The sequence below is a fragment of the Fructilactobacillus lindneri DSM 20690 = JCM 11027 genome (assembly GCF_002907375.1).
Lineage (GTDB): Bacteria > Bacillota > Bacilli > Lactobacillales > Lactobacillaceae > Fructilactobacillus > Fructilactobacillus lindneri.
In genome coordinates, this window is sequence record NZ_MIYK01000010.1 from 353,854 (window position 1) to 368,280 (window position 14,427).

Consider the following 14,427-nt stretch of genomic DNA (forward strand, 5'->3'; position numbering starts at 1 on the left):
AACAAAATGACTGAAAAAGTAAATGAAGAAAAAACGCAACATATTGCTGGTCTAGCCAAGCTAAGTATTGATAAAGAAGATTTGCCTAAGTTCACAGAACAACTCAACGACATGCTTGAAATGTTAGATGAAATCGATACTGTTGATACTGATGGGGTTGAACCAACTTATACCGTAACTGATCGAATCAATGTAATGCGTGAAGATGTTGCAGATAATTGGGGACAAAGAGATGCGTTATTGCATAACGCTCCTGAAGCAGTCGATGGTTTGATTCGAGTACCAACTATCATTGATGAAAGTGAGGACAAATAATGAATTATTTTGATAATGATTTAGAATCAGTTCACCAACAATTAGTTAATGGTGATATTACTTCCGAAGAATTAACGAAGCAAACAATTGATAAAATTAATTCCGAAGCTGATGACATTCAAGCCTATTTATCAATGAATGATCAAGCAATTGAAAAAGCTAAAGCAATTGATGCTGCTGGAATTGATCCAGATAACATTTTTTCTGGAATGCCAATTGCTATTAAAGACAACATTGTTACAAAAAACATGAAGACGACGGCTGCTTCTAAAATGTTAGAAAACTTTACCTCAGTTTATGATGCAACAGTTGTGGAAAAGTTAGAAAAAGCTGGAGCTGTAATTGTTGGTAAAACTAATCTTGATGAATTTGCGATGGGTAGTTCTACAGAAAAATCAGCTTTTAAGACTACACGTAATCCATGGAATCTTGATACAGTTCCTGGCGGTTCTTCTGGTGGATCTGCTGCGACTGTTTCAGCAGGTGAAGTCCCAGTTAGTTTGGGTTCTGATACTGGTGGATCAATTCGTCAACCCGCTTCGTTTACCGGAGTAGTTGGGTTAAAACCAACTTATGGACGAGTTTCTCGTTGGGGATTAATTGCGTTTGGCTCAAGTTTTGACCAAATTGGTCCTTTGACTAATAATGTTAAAGATAATGCTCATATGTTAAATGCGATTGCTGGACATGATGAACATGATGCGACATCCTCTAAAAAAGAAGTTCCTGATTTTACTGAACATATTGATGCTGGTGTAAAAGGATTACGAATTGCTTTACCTAAAGAATATTTAGGTGAAGGAGTTGATCCAGAGATTAAAACTGCTATTAAACAGGCCGCTGAAACCTATCAAAAATTAGGTGCAACCGTAGATGAAGTTTCGTTACCTAATTCTAAGTATGGTGTAATGGCATATTACGTTTTAGCTTCTTCTGAAGCTTCATCTAACTTGGAACGTTTTGATGGGGTTCGTTATGGTTATCGAGCTGATGGCGTTAAAAATCTTGAAGATTTGTACGTTAAAACTCGTTCAACTGGTTTTGGTAACGAAGTTAAACGTCGGATAATGTTGGGAACATTTTCCCTTTCAGCTGGCTCATTTGATAGATACTTTAAACAGGCAGCAAAAATTAGAACGATTATTTTAAATGATTTTCAAAAGGTCTTTAAAGATCATGATTTAATCATGGGACCAACGACACCAACAACTGCTTTTAAAGTTGGTACTGAATCAACTGATCCAACTGAAATGTATACAAATGATACCTTGACAATTCCAGTTAACTTGGCTGGATTGCCAGGAATGTCATTACCAGCTGGATTTAGCAAAGGATTACCAATTGGAATGCAGTTAATCGGACGTCCATTTGATGAAAGTACAATTTACCAAGCTGGATATGCATTTGAACAAAATACTGATTTTCATAAAGAAAAACCACAGTTGGGAGGTAAATAATTATGAATTTTGAAACTACTATTGGTCTAGAAGTCCACGTTGAATTAAAAACTAATTCGAAAATTTTCAGTCCTTCCCCAGTAAAATATGGTGCTGAAGCCAATGCAAATACGAACGTGATTGATTGGGGTTATCCAGGAACCCTTCCAACTGTTAATAAACAGGTAATTGCAAATGGAATTACTGCTGCACTTGCTCTTCATGCCGACATTCAAAAGCATCCTCATTTTGACCGAAAAAATTATTTTTATCCTGATAACCCTAAAGGCTATCAAGTAACTGAAAATGATACTCCAGCTGCTATTAATGGTTGGATTGAAGTTAAAAGCGGAGATGGCAAGAAAAAAATTGGAATTGAAGAAATGCACGTAGAAGAAGATGCCGGTAAAAACACGCACGGTAAAAACTATTCATACGTTGATTTAAACCGTCAAGGAACTCCTTTGATTGAAATTGTTTCTAAACCAGAAATGTCATCGCCACAAGAGGCTTATGATTATTTGGAAGGTTTGCGTGAACGAATTCAATTTACTGGTGTTTCCGATGTGAAAATGGAAGAAGGTTCAATGCGAGTTGATTGTAATATCTCGTTGCGACCAATTGGAAGCGATCAACTAGGTCAAAAAATTGAATTAAAAAATTTGAACTCTTTTAATTACGTTCGTAAAGCGCTTGCCTATGAAGAAGAACGTCAAGCACAAGTTTTAATGTCTGGTGGAACCATCGGAGCTGAAACACGACGTTTTGATGAATTAACTGGCAAGACTTATTTAATGCGGGTCAAAGAAGGAAAAGATGATTATCGTTACTTCCCAGAACCTGACCTTCCTAGTCTTGATATTTCTGATGACTGGATTAACGAATTGCGAGAAGCATTACCAGAAATGCCTGCTAGTCGGCGCAAACGTTATGTAAATGATTTAGGTTTAACTGAATATGATGCCATGGTTTTGACCCAAACTAAAGAAATGTCTGATTTCTTCAATAAATTAGTAGAACTTGGTAGTGATCCTAAGATGGCTTCTAATTACCTTCAAGGTGACGTGAATGCCTATTTGAATGACAATCAAGTGGTCTTAGAAGATACTAAAATCACTCCAGAAGCGTTGGCTACCATGATTAAAATGATTATGGACAAGACAATTTCAACCAAGATGGCTAAAAAGGTCTTTAAAGCCATTACTGAAGGTAAAGATCCTAAGAAATTTGTTAAAGAAAAGGGACTGGTACAATTATCTGATCCAGCTAAGTTACAACCAATTATTGATGAAGTATTAGAAAATAACCAACAATCCATTGAAGATTTTCATAATGGAAAAGATCGGGCAGTTGGCTTTTTAATTGGACAAATCATGAAACAAACTCATGGAAAAGCAAATCCTCAAATTGTTAATCAACTTTTGATGAAATCATTAAATAACTAGAAAGTGGTGTAAGAATGCAAAAGCGAGCACGGATAATTTATAATCCAACCTCTGGAAGAGAAACGTTAAAGACCAAGTTGGTTGATATTTTAGATGTTCTTGAGCAGGGAGGATATGAAACTAGTACGTTTGCGACTACTGCCAAGCCTAATTCTGCTCAAGATGAAGCGGCTCGCGTTGCAAAAGATGGATTTGATCTAGTCGTAGCTGCTGGCGGAGACGGAACGATTAATGAAGTTATTAATGGGATTGCACCGTTGGAAAATCGTCCTAAATTAGGGATTATTCCAGCTGGCACAACTAATGATTTTGCGAGAGCGCTAGGAATTCCCCGTGATGACTTTGTAGAAGCAGCCAAAGTAATCACTAATGGTAAATTAACTTCCATGGACGTTGGCAAAGCCTATAATGATAAAACTACCAAGTATTTCATTAATATTGCTGCTGGAGGACGTTTTACTGAACTAACTTATGATGTTCCGTCTGATCTGAAGACTATTTTAGGTTATATGGCTTATTTGTTAAAAGCGGTAGAATTAATTCCGCAAGCAAAACCGATGAATATAAAAGCCACCTATGATGATGGTGAGTATGAAGGAATGGCGTCGATGTTTTTTCTGGCCATGACTAATTCAGTTGGTGGGTTGGAACAAGCAGTTCCTAATGCAGCTTTAAATGATGGTAATTTCACTATGATTATTGTTAAAACTGGCAATATGGTTGAAATTCTTCAGTTAATTACTAAAGCTTTAAACGGGGGACGACACGTTAATGACTCGCGGATTATATATAAGAAGACGCGTAATTTTTCTGTGGTTCCTAAAGATGGTCGGATGCCAATTAATCTTGATGGTGAGTTTGGTGGCAATGCACCGATGAAGTTTGTGAATTTAAAGGAAAGAATCTCAATTTTTGCTAATTTAAAAAAAGATAAAGTTGCTAAAATTGATGATTAAGTAAGTTTTGTCGATATTTTCGACAAAACTTTTTATTAGGGAGAAAAAATGAGTAAAAAAATTATAGCACCAGTGACTAAAAATGAAGAACTAACCGTTTCAATTTCTGATTTAACTTATCAGGGATTGGGAGTTGCTAAAGTTGATAATTTTCCAATCTTTATCGAAGATGCATTACCAACTGAAGAAGTAAAAATCAAGATTATTAAAGTTAAAAAGAATTTTGCATTTGGTAAGTTGATTAAAGTTTTGAAAAAAAGTGCTGATCGAGTAGAAATTCAAGATAAACGTTATACTCAATCAGGAATTGCACCGTTACAACATTTAAGTTATCCCAAACAATTAGAATTCAAACAACATCAAATTGCAGAGCTATTTAAAAAAGCTCATCTTGATGTGCAAGTTGATCCTACAATTGGGATGGAAAATCCTTCAGAATATCGGAATAAAGCACAAATTCCAGTTCGAGAAATTAAGGGACAATTAGAAACCGGTTTTTATCGTCGTCATAGTCATGATTTGATTCCAATTGAAGATTTTTATATTCAAGATCCACAAATTGATAAAGCAATTTTGGTTGTTAGAGATATTTTACGAAAATATCAAATTCCTGCTTATAATGAATTAACTCATCAAGGTTTAATTCGAAACGTTATGGTTCGTTATGGTAAGTTTAGTCATGAAATGATGATTGTTTTAGTCATGAATGGGAAACAATTACCTCATGCAGCAGAGATTGTGGCTGATATTGAAAAAGCATTGCCAAACCTTGATAGTTTAGTGCTTAACATCAATACGAGTAAGGGGAACCGTTTATTAGGCGAAAAAAATGTCATGTTAGCTGGTAAAGAATACATTATGGATGAATTATTAAACACTAAATTTATGATTTCTCCATTGTCGTTTTATCAAGTTAATCCCGAACAGACTGAAAAATTGTATTCACTTGCCATTGAAAAAGCTAGTTTAACTAAAAATGATATTGTGATTGATGCATATTGCGGAATTGGAACTATTTCGCTCGCAATGGCGCCCGAGGTTAAACATGTGTATGGTGTTGATGTGGTTAAAGAAGCAATTGAGGATGCTCGTACAAACGCTAAGTTAAACCACATTGAAAATGCTACCTTTGTCGTTGGTAAAGCTGAAGGTCAAATGAAAAAATGGGAAACAGACGGAATTAAAGCTAATGTAATCGTAGTTGATCCGCCTCGTAAAGGATTGGATGCTAGTTTTATTGAAAGTGCAATTCAAATGAGTCCGGAAAGATTAGTTTATGTATCATGCAATCCAGCTACTCTGGTCCGTGATGCCGAACTATTGATTGCTGGGGGATATAAAATCAAGCAGCCAATTCAACCTGTTGATCAGTTCCCTCAAACGCCGCACGTTGAAAGTGTCACGGTATTTTCTCGGGATTAAAAAATCAAATAAACATAATAAAAGCGACCAAATCTTGATTGATTTGGTCGCTTTTTTATTATTTTCAAGTTAAATTATTTTTCCAAATGACTTCTTAAAACTTAGTAAATAACAATTCTGAATGGGTCAAACAATGATAATTTAAATTGCTAATTCCACAATCAATTATTTGAGCTAAATAATTTCAAAATTTTTTAAGATAACTGTAGATTAATGATTTTAAATTACGATAATCATTCCAATAACTATTAATGTATAAATCATTAATGCAAGCTAAATCGAACGTTCTTCGTAAATTTTAATTTTTAAATTCATATAAAGTTCAGCAACATAATTTAAATGGTGTGGTTTTTAATTATGATATTTTCATTAATCAATGAAATTTATATAAAAAAATTAATTTTAACAAAATCCGAATATTATCTTTCAAAAGACACTTTCAATCTTCGTAAAACGATTGACATTGCTTGTTTTTTAGTTATATATTAATAAAAACGAACTTTAGTCGTATTACTGAAAGGTCATAAATTTAAAATGGATACCGAAATTAAAAAGATTACTGATACACCCGAAAATGTTCAAAAATTGCATAAAATGATTGTTGATACTTTTTGGGATACCTATCGTGGCTCCAGTGCTGATCAAAATATTGCTGATTATCTTCAAGATTCATATTCATCAGAACAAATTGCGACTCAATTACAGCAGTCAAACTGTGCGTTTTACTTTATAATGAAAGATGGGAAGGTAGTTGGCTATATGAAACTCAATTTTGCTGATGCCCAAACGGAAGCTTACAATGGTGATTCAGTTGAAATTGAAAAATTATACGTTTTACCATCCTTTAAACGGCAAGGACTTGGTCGTAAATTATTAGAATTTGCAGAAACAACTGCTAATCAAGATCATGCTGAGTATCTTTGGCTTGGGGTGTGGTGTGACAACGATAAAGCTTTAGCCTTTTACCATGAGATTGGATTTAAACAGACAACCACTCATACCTTTGATTTAGGAAATGACCCCCAAACCGATTTAGTCATGGTCAAAAAATTACAAAAATAATCATTAGTTAGGTGAGATGAATGAATAAAGAAGAAAAATTAGCGGTTTTAGAAAAATTAGTTAGTTTTAACACTTCAGAAGGTAATGAATTAGCCGAGGCTCAATATTTGCAAGATTTATTGTTAGGACACGGGATTGAAAGTGAAATTGAAAATTTAGGGAATCATGAAGCTAATTTAATTGCTGAAATTGGAAACGGACAAAAGCCAGTTTTTACCATTAGTGGGCATTTGGATACCGTCGCAGTCGATGTGAAAAAATGGGATACTAATCCATTTACGTTAGTACGTAAAGACGGACAAATGTATGGAAGTGGGTAACCGATATGAAGGGTGGCGTTGCTGCTTTAGTGATTGCTATGATTAATCTAAAGGATGCCGAAGTTCCTCTGAATGGAACGTTACGTTTAGTTTTGACATCTGGGGAAGAATCAAATATGCACGGCTCGCGTCAATTACACGCTGATGGTGCAATGCATGATTCAGATACGCTTTTAATTGCGGAACCAACTGGTTATCGGACGGTCTATGCTAATAAGGGTGAAGTCGACTTTAAGATTACTGCTCAAGGGAAAGCTGCTCATAGTTCACGTCCCAACTTTGGGATTAATGCCATTCAAAACTTAATGGATGTCTTGGAATTAATTAAAACTAAGGTCGAAGCTCGTGCCAACCAAAACCAAAATGATATTTTAGGCAAAACGACCTTTACGATTGATATTTTCAAAGGTGGAATTCAAATTAATGCGATTCCAGCAAACGCAGAAGCTCAAATTAACACTCGAATTGTACCTGAATATTCAAATGATGATGTGATAGATGATGTTAAAACGATTATTGATGATTTTAATCAAACTCATGAAGGTGAAATTAAAATTGAAATTTTAATGAACATTCCACCAGTGGTTGGAGATCCAGAATCAAAATTAATTAAAGATATTATCAAATTTGCGACTCCCTACATGAAAAACATGCAATATACTCCTTTAGAAAAACAACAAGGAAAAGAAATTCAGGCTAAGCAGGGTTTTAATCCCTTTTCAAACGATAAGATTGATGTTTTGAGTGGTGCAGGTGGAACGGATGCTTCAGAGCTCCTTAAAGATAAATTAAGTGGAGCTAACTACGCTGTCTTTGGCCCAGGTAATCCATTGAAAATGCATCAAACTAATGAATATGCTTCAGAACAAATGTGGTTTGATTTTATTGAAATTTATCAAAAACTATTTAAGGATTATTTAAATAAGTAAAATAATTTAAATTCAGATTTAATAGATTTATTTTATTGGTCTTAAATAAAAAAGACACTCATTTGAGTGTCTTTTTAAATAACTAATATTTCTAATTTTCTTCTTCGTTCCATTCAGAAGCATGTTCTCGTTGATAAGTAGCGATACTTTTGTACTCTGGTTTCAAGTCTCGACTTAAATTAATATAAATTGGAACTAATTCACGGTAAGCTTCGTAATTAACAGGGTTAGGTTTGTGGGTATTAGTAACTCCCACAAAGTTTTTAACATCGTAAAGACTGTCAATCATACCAAGGCTATACATCCCTAAGACAGCAGCACCCAATGCGGTTCCTTCAAAACTTTCGGGAATATTTACATCTTGTTCAAAAACATCAGCTAGCATTTGACGCCATAATTCTGAACGAGCAAAACCACCAGTAGCTTGAATACTCTTTGGATCGCCAACAACTTCTTCAAGTGCTAGCATGACGGTATATAAGTTATATACGATTCCTTCTAGAGCAGCTCGAATCATATGACCTCTAGTGTGTTTTCTTGTAAGACCAAAGTAGGTTCCACGAGCATCAGCATCCCAAATAGGGGCACGTTCGCCACCTAAGAATGGTAAGAAGATTAAGCCATCTGATCCTGCGGGAATCTTAGCAGCAATTTCAGTTAACAAATCATAAGCGTCAATGTGCATTTGTTCTGCGGTTACTTTTTCTGGAAGACAGAGTTGATCACGAACCCAGCGGAAGACAATTCCACCATTATTAACTGGTCCGCCAACAACCCACATATCTTTGGCTAAGTAGTAACAAAATACTCGTCCCTTAGGATCAATAGTTGGTTTGTCAGTTACTACTCGAACAGCCCCAGAAGTTCCAATTGTAACTGCCACTACACCAGGTTGAATGGCATCTACTCCAAGATTAGCTAAAGGTCCGTCAGAAGCACCAATGACGAAAGGAGTATCTGGATTAATTCCAATCATTTGTGCATAATGTTTCTTCATTCCTTTAAATTGATAAGTAGTATCAACTAAATCAGGTAATTGATCTTGTTTAATCCCAGCAACTTCAAGTGCTTGGGGATCCCAATCCATTGTGAAAATATTAAATAAACCAGTAGCATTTGCAATCGAATAATCTTCTTTTAAAACACCAAATAATTTATAGTTAATATATTCTTTAATACCAACAAACCATCTAGTTTTTTTGAAAATTTCTGGTTTTTCATTTCTTAGCCACATGATTTTTGTTAATGGTGACATTGGGTGAGTTGGAACTCCAGTTTTTTTGTAAAGTTCCATTCCAACGCCGTTTTCTTTTAACTCATCAGCATACTTTACAGCTCGATTATCAGCCCAGGTAATAGCACGTGTTAGTGGTTTATAATTTTCGTCTAGACAAATTACACTGTGCATTGCACAAGAGTATGAGATTCCTTTTAAAGTTCCATTTTTTAAATCAGCTTTTTCAAGAACGTGATTTAAACCTTCTAGCATGGCACTAAAAATTTCTTCTGGATCTTCTTCAGCCATATCAGCCGTATCTTGATAAAGTGTATAAAGGTCGTTTGAATATCCTTTAACTTGTCCCTTATCATCGTACAAAACTGTTTTGACACTGGTAGTACCAATATCAACACCAATTACGTATTCCATAATAATATTTCCCCTAACTACATATTTAAAACAGTTAAATTCAGTCATTAAAAATTTTTGTAACGCTTTCATTATATTGAAATAAGGAATGAACTTCAAGCAAGACACTGTCAATAATGATAATATTAGACTAACTTATTTACGCTACGTGAGGATTAAAATGCATAAATTGACTCGACAGTTATATCAACAACAGCAGCGAAAAAATCGTTTGCGAAAATGGTTCATACTTATTATGATAGTAATTTTTATTTTTGCGATTGGATTTGGAATTTTTAGTTTTTTTGAAAAACAAGAGCAACAGCGTCAACACCTAATTACCCAATATCCGGTTCGTGGATTGATAATTGATCAAGATGATTCATATGTAGATTTTACAGAAGCTAATCAGCGAGGGATAAAATATGCTTATATCCGTGCAACCCAGGGGGCTAATTTTACTGATGATGATTTTAGCGATAATTATTCTCGTAGTATTGGTTCTGGTTTAAAAATTGGAGTTTATCATCAGTTTGGTTTTGGGAGTTCAGTTAAAGATCAAGAACAAAATTTCGTGAGATCAGTTGGTAACAATATTGGCGATTTACCAATTGGTATAGATATTAGTTACTATGGAGATTATAATTCTGAAAATGTTAATCCTAAAAAATTACGTACCAAGATTATTGAAATTACTTCGTTTTTATATCATAAATATCATCGTCCAATTTTGCTTAAAACTAGTTCTGATAATTATCAGATTTTAAAAAATATTAATCACGTTCAGTTTTCTTTAGATGGTAATCATAATGCTAAAAAAGTGGAATTCATTAATTTAAACAAATCCGATCAAATTTACGATAATGGTAAATCTAGTGATTATCAAATGTCTGCTTTTGATGGAAATAAGGTAAAATGGGAACAGTATTTAAAACAACTTAAAAACGACGATTTAGAAAAGAGTGGATTACATGATTAGATTAGGAACGATTGGAACCAACTGGATTACACAACGAATGGTTGATGCAGCAGTTACTACCAAACAATATAAATTAGCTGCTGTTTACTCACGTCATTTAGAAACTGGAAAACAGTTTGCAACCAAAAATCATCGTCAAAGAACATATACAGATTTAGATGATTTTTTTGCTTCCGATATTTTTGATACCGTCTATATTGCTTCACCAAATGTTTTTCATTATGGACAGATTATGCAAGCCTTACAGCATGAAAAAAATGTAATTGTTGAAAAACCAATGGTGTTAAGTACCTATCAATATCAGAGTGTAATGGATGAATTAGACCGTCATCCACAACTACATTTGTTTGAAGCGGCACGTAATATTCACATGCCTGCTTTTAAGGCTGTTTTACAAGCGATTGATAATTTGAATCATATTGATGGGGGTGATTTCACCTTTAGTCAGTATTCATCACGATATGATAAAGTATTAGCTGGAATGAAACCAAACGTGTTTAATCCACAATTTGGCGGTGGTGCTTTGGCTGACTTGGGAGTTTATCCAGTGTATGCAGCTGTGGCATTATTTGGATTGCCAAAACGGCAACAATATTTTCCAACTTTTATTCAAACTGGAGTTGATGGTAAGGGAACTGCCGTTCTAAATTATGAACAGTTTGATGTTATTTTAAACTTTAGTAAAATTTCATCATCTAATCATGATTCAGAAATATATAGTGGAAAAAAGACGATTACGATTGATAATGCTGGAGAATTTACTTCAGCTTCAGTAGTTTCTAATGATTCAGATGAGAAATTAAGTCCATTTTATCAGGGTAATCCCATGGTTCCTGAATTAACTGATTTTGCAGAAGTACTTAATCATCCTTCTGATGAACCAAGTAGAAAAATGTATTTTCAGTGGATGCAGCAAATGCAACAAGTTAACTTATTGATGTCGCGCTTAGCTGCCTCAGCAGGAATTGAATATCCTAATAAAACGAAGGAGTAAAGATTGTGTTAGAAGAATTTGAAAAAAGATTTGAAAAACTAGGATATGAAGAACAAACAGAGATTCAAAAGGCCGTTTATGATCCAATGATTGATGGCGGCGAAGATATAGTCGGTTTATCACCAACTGGATCAGGAAAAACGGTTGCATTTTTAATGCCGATTCTAGCAAACATTATGCCAGGTGAGGGAGTTCAAGCAATCATAGTTGAACCTTCTCAAGAGTTAGCCATGCAAGTGACAAATGTCATGCGTGATTGGGCTAAACCGTTTAATGTCAAGATTTTACCTTTGATTGGGGGAGCCAACGTTAAACACCAACATGAACAATTAAAAAAACGTCCAGAGATTGTAATTGGAACTCCTGGTCGAATTTTAAGTTTGCTTGCTGAACATAAATTAAAAGTTAATGGTGTAGATGAAGTAGTGATTGATGAAGCTGATGATTTACTACAAGATGATACCTTAGATAAGGTAAAAGAAATTGTGGCTTCCGTACCTCGTGACTCTCAGGTAGCTTATTTTTCAGCAACTGATAGCGAAGTTTTACATCACCTAGATGAATATATGGGCAAACCAGCTCGTATTATTGATGTCCGAAACACCGATAAAAGTCGAGGAGCCGTGAAACATGGTTTATTTGAAGTTTCTCGTGGAAAACGAAATGATGTTTTAAATCGATTAGCTAAATTAACCAACTTTAAAGCTTTAGTATTTTTTAATCAAAGTGAAAATTTAAATCGGGCGTACAATTATTTTAAACACCAAGGTCATGCGCCAGTTGAAAAGTTGAGTGGGGGAGAAAATAAACTCCAACGTGAACGAGCATTGAAAAACTTTAGAAAAGGGCAGACTAAGTTATTATTAACAACAGATGTTGCTGCCCGGGGCTTAGATATTCCCAAATTACCTGCTGTTATTAATTATGATCTGCCGACGGATGCAACTACTTATATTCATCGTGTCGGACGAACAGGAAGAATGGGAGAACCAGGGTTAGTGATTAATTTTGGTGATGATCATGATTTACGTGATTTAAAGAAATTACTTCGAGATGAAGAATATGAACTTAAACCAATTTATTATTATGATGGAAAATTAGTTGATCATATTGATCAGGAACCAGTTAAAAAAATTAAAAAGTTTGAGTCTCAAAATAGTAATGAACGTATTGAACAGGCTCAGCCTGTGATACCCAAAAAGCATAAAAAGAAGAATCGAAAACGGAATCAAAAAAATAAAGGGAAACATAAGAAGTAAGTTATATTCCAACAATTTCTTTACGAATGGAAGAATTCATGAGAAAATTAAACAGTTGGAATATGGCCCCATAGCACAACTGGATAGGGCAGCCGCCTCCTAAGCGGTCGATCTCAGTTCGAGTCTGAGTGGGGTCATCAATAAAGAAGTCAATCACCAAACCGATTGGCTTCTTTTTAATAAAATAAATTAATGTTTTGTTATTAAAAATTTATATTCATGTATTGTAATAATTAATGAAAACGCATACAATTAAGAATGTCGTTAAAACTTATATGTGGAAAAGAGGAATCACAAATGATGCCGTTTGTTGTATTATTTTTAGGAATTGCTTTATTGCTATTTCTAATTATCAAATTGAAATTAAATACATTCGTTTCTTTGATTGTTGTTGCCATTTTAGTTGCATTGGGATTGGGAATGAATCCAGCTTCAATTGCTACTTCGATTAAAATGGGAATTGGAAGTACACTAGGAGAACTAGCCATCGTCTTTGGTTTTGGTGCTATGATTGGACGTTTGGTTTCAGATTCTGGTGGTTCTTATCGAATTGCTAAGACTTTAATTGATAAATTTGGTAAAAAGCGTTTGCAGTTAGCAATCGTGATTGCTTCATTTATTATTGGAATGTCATTGTTTTTCGAAGTTGGGTTAGTCTTATTAACTCCAATTGTGTTTGCAGTTGCATTAGAAGCAGATGTTCCTTTTCTTTACTTAGGAATTCCAATGGCTGCCGCTCTATCGGCAACCCAAGGATTCTTACCTCCTCAACCTGCACCTACAGCTGTTGCTACTGCACTTGGTGCTAATATTGGTGAAGTATTACTGTTTGGTATTATTGTAGCAATTCCTGCAGTAATTATTGCAGGTCCACTTTGGACAAAAGTAATTCAAAGATTTTTCCCAAGTGCTTTTGTGGTAAAGAAAAGTTTACCAGCATTTGGAGAAGTTAAACAATATGATTTAAAAGATACTCCAGGCTTTGGGTTGTCAGCTCTAACTTCATTATTACCAGCTATTTTTATGGCTGTTAATACCATTTACCAAATGATAGCTCACGGTGGAAAAGCTGTTGCTAAACCTACTGGATTTGATGCTGTGATTTCAATGTTAGGGAACCCAATGATTGCCATGGTAATTGCACTTCTATTTGCAATTTGGTCCATGGGATTCCATCGGGGTAAAGATATGAAACAAATCTCAACTAGTATTGCTGACGCGATTAAATCAATTGCTATGTTATTGATGGTAATTGCTGGTGGTGGTGCTTTCAAACAAGTTTTGATTGATGGTGGAGTTGGAAATGCTGTTAAGGGCATGATGATGCATTCGTCATTATCACCAATTATTTTAGGCTGGTTAGTTGCAGTGATTCTTCGTGTTTCACTTGGATCAGCAACAGTTGCTGGAATGACAGCTGCTGGATTGGTAATGCCATTAATGGCTTCCTTAAATGTCAATCCAGTTATGATGGCACTTGCAATTGGTGCTGGATCATTAGCTGCTTCGCATGTTAATGATGCAGGATTTTGGATGTTTAAAGAATACTTTGATTTAGATGTTAAACAAACTCTTGGTATTTGGACTACTCTTGAGACTGTGATTTCAGTTGTGGGGTTGATAATGGTTCTAATTCTGAATATGTTTGTCGGTTAATAAATAAAAGACTCTGAAAAAAATCAG

Annotated in this window: 13 protein-coding genes and 1 tRNA gene; 13 read left to right on the forward strand and 1 reads right to left on the reverse strand. The window is 34.7% G+C overall.

Annotated features, from left to right (window positions below; translation table 11 throughout):
* Window positions 1–6: 6 nt before the first annotated feature.
* The 8 genes from gatC to BHU33_RS04715 all read left to right on the forward strand — a co-directional run bounded on the left by gatC (window position 7) and on the right by BHU33_RS04715 (window position 7,885).
* Window positions 7–315 carry an Asp-tRNA(Asn)/Glu-tRNA(Gln) amidotransferase subunit GatC gene (gene gatC, locus BHU33_RS04685; RefSeq protein ID WP_054645828.1) on the forward strand — a complete coding sequence of 103 codons (309 nt, stop codon included), beginning with the start codon at window positions 7–9 and terminating at the stop codon, window positions 313–315.
* The gene (gene gatA / locus BHU33_RS04690) at window positions 315–1,772 is read left to right on the forward strand and encodes an Asp-tRNA(Asn)/Glu-tRNA(Gln) amidotransferase subunit GatA (RefSeq protein ID WP_054645827.1); all 1,458 of its coding nucleotides are present in this window, start codon (window positions 315–317) and stop codon (window positions 1,770–1,772) included. The genes gatC and gatA overlap by 1 nt, the downstream gene beginning before the upstream one ends.
* 2 nt (window positions 1,773–1,774) lie before the next feature.
* Window positions 1,775–3,196: an Asp-tRNA(Asn)/Glu-tRNA(Gln) amidotransferase subunit GatB gene (gatB, locus tag BHU33_RS04695; RefSeq protein ID WP_054645826.1), complete on the forward strand. Its 1,422-nt coding sequence runs from the start codon at window positions 1,775–1,777 to the stop codon at window positions 3,194–3,196.
* A 14-nt stretch (window positions 3,197–3,210) separates the two neighbouring features.
* Window positions 3,211–4,152 (forward strand): diacylglycerol kinase, encoded by a 942-nt coding sequence (locus BHU33_RS04700; RefSeq protein WP_054645825.1) that lies wholly within the window; start codon window positions 3,211–3,213, stop codon window positions 4,150–4,152.
* A gap of 48 nt (window positions 4,153–4,200) precedes the next feature.
* Window positions 4,201–5,574 (forward strand): 23S rRNA (uracil(1939)-C(5))-methyltransferase RlmD, encoded by a 1,374-nt coding sequence (gene rlmD, locus BHU33_RS04705; RefSeq protein WP_054645824.1) that lies wholly within the window; start codon window positions 4,201–4,203, stop codon window positions 5,572–5,574.
* Between the two features lie 534 nt (window positions 5,575–6,108).
* The gene (locus BHU33_RS04710; protein WP_054645823.1) at window positions 6,109–6,636 is read left to right on the forward strand and encodes a GNAT family N-acetyltransferase; all 528 of its coding nucleotides are present in this window, start codon (window positions 6,109–6,111) and stop codon (window positions 6,634–6,636) included.
* 20 nt (window positions 6,637–6,656) lie between these two features.
* Window positions 6,657–6,956: a hypothetical protein gene (locus tag BHU33_RS07620; RefSeq protein ID WP_225354766.1), complete on the forward strand. Its 300-nt coding sequence runs from the start codon at window positions 6,657–6,659 to the stop codon at window positions 6,954–6,956.
* Window positions 6,957–6,961: 5 nt separating this feature from the next.
* A complete protein-coding gene (locus BHU33_RS04715) occupies window positions 6,962–7,885 on the forward strand; it encodes a M20/M25/M40 family metallo-hydrolase (RefSeq protein ID WP_225355259.1) in 924 nt (307 codons plus the stop codon).
* A gap of 91 nt (window positions 7,886–7,976) precedes the next feature.
* On the opposite strand, the gene gntK is transcribed toward BHU33_RS04715, so the two are convergent.
* Window positions 7,977–9,533: a gluconokinase gene (gene gntK, locus BHU33_RS04720; protein ID WP_054645822.1), complete on the reverse strand. Its 1,557-nt coding sequence runs from the start codon at window positions 9,531–9,533 to the stop codon at window positions 7,977–7,979.
* A 160-nt stretch (window positions 9,534–9,693) separates the two neighbouring features.
* Here gntK and BHU33_RS04725 point away from each other — a divergent pair, with 160 nt between their 5' ends.
* The 5 genes from BHU33_RS04725 to BHU33_RS04745 all read left to right on the forward strand — a co-directional run bounded on the left by BHU33_RS04725 (window position 9,694) and on the right by BHU33_RS04745 (window position 14,400).
* Entirely contained in the window at window positions 9,694–10,491 is a 798-nt protein-coding gene (locus tag BHU33_RS04725) for a GH25 family lysozyme (RefSeq protein ID WP_056997685.1), read from the forward strand.
* On the forward strand, window positions 10,484–11,485 hold the full coding sequence (locus tag BHU33_RS04730) for a Gfo/Idh/MocA family protein (protein WP_054645820.1): 1,002 nt from the start codon (window positions 10,484–10,486) through the stop codon (window positions 11,483–11,485). The genes BHU33_RS04725 and BHU33_RS04730 overlap by 8 nt, the downstream gene beginning before the upstream one ends.
* A 5-nt stretch (window positions 11,486–11,490) precedes the next feature.
* Window positions 11,491–12,744, forward strand: a complete 1,254-nt coding sequence (locus BHU33_RS04735; RefSeq protein WP_054645819.1) for a DEAD/DEAH box helicase — start codon at window positions 11,491–11,493, stop codon at window positions 12,742–12,744.
* Between the two features lie 64 nt (window positions 12,745–12,808).
* Window positions 12,809–12,881, forward strand: a tRNA-Arg gene (locus tag BHU33_RS04740).
* Window positions 12,882–13,041: 160 nt separating this feature from the next.
* A complete protein-coding gene (locus tag BHU33_RS04745) occupies window positions 13,042–14,400 on the forward strand; it encodes a gluconate:H+ symporter (RefSeq protein ID WP_056997684.1) in 1,359 nt (452 codons plus the stop codon).
* The last annotated feature ends 27 nt before the right edge of the window (window positions 14,401–14,427 follow it).

What these genes read in the sequence shown, in the direction of transcription:
- BHU33_RS04745 (WP_056997684.1), top strand. Translation starts at nt 13,042, where the DNA reads ATGATGCCGTTTGTTGTATTATTTTTAGGAATTGCTTTATTGCTATTT.
- gatA (WP_054645827.1), top strand. Translation starts at nt 315, where the DNA reads ATGAATTATTTTGATAATGATTTAGAATCAGTTCACCAACAATTAGTT.
- gntK (WP_054645822.1), bottom strand. Translation starts at nt 9,533, where the DNA reads ATGGAATACGTAATTGGTGTTGATATTGGTACTACCAGTGTCAAAACA.
- gatB (WP_054645826.1), top strand. Translation starts at nt 1,775, where the DNA reads ATGAATTTTGAAACTACTATTGGTCTAGAAGTCCACGTTGAATTAAAA.
- BHU33_RS04700 (WP_054645825.1), top strand. Translation starts at nt 3,211, where the DNA reads ATGCAAAAGCGAGCACGGATAATTTATAATCCAACCTCTGGAAGAGAA.
- BHU33_RS04715 (WP_225355259.1), top strand. Translation starts at nt 6,962, where the DNA reads ATGAAGGGTGGCGTTGCTGCTTTAGTGATTGCTATGATTAATCTAAAG.
- gatC (WP_054645828.1), top strand. Translation starts at nt 7, where the DNA reads ATGACTGAAAAAGTAAATGAAGAAAAAACGCAACATATTGCTGGTCTA.
- BHU33_RS07620 (WP_225354766.1), top strand. Translation starts at nt 6,657, where the DNA reads ATGAATAAAGAAGAAAAATTAGCGGTTTTAGAAAAATTAGTTAGTTTT.
- BHU33_RS04725 (WP_056997685.1), top strand. Translation starts at nt 9,694, where the DNA reads ATGCATAAATTGACTCGACAGTTATATCAACAACAGCAGCGAAAAAAT.
- BHU33_RS04730 (WP_054645820.1), top strand. Translation starts at nt 10,484, where the DNA reads ATGATTAGATTAGGAACGATTGGAACCAACTGGATTACACAACGAATG.
- rlmD (WP_054645824.1), top strand. Translation starts at nt 4,201, where the DNA reads ATGAGTAAAAAAATTATAGCACCAGTGACTAAAAATGAAGAACTAACC.
- BHU33_RS04710 (WP_054645823.1), top strand. Translation starts at nt 6,109, where the DNA reads ATGGATACCGAAATTAAAAAGATTACTGATACACCCGAAAATGTTCAA.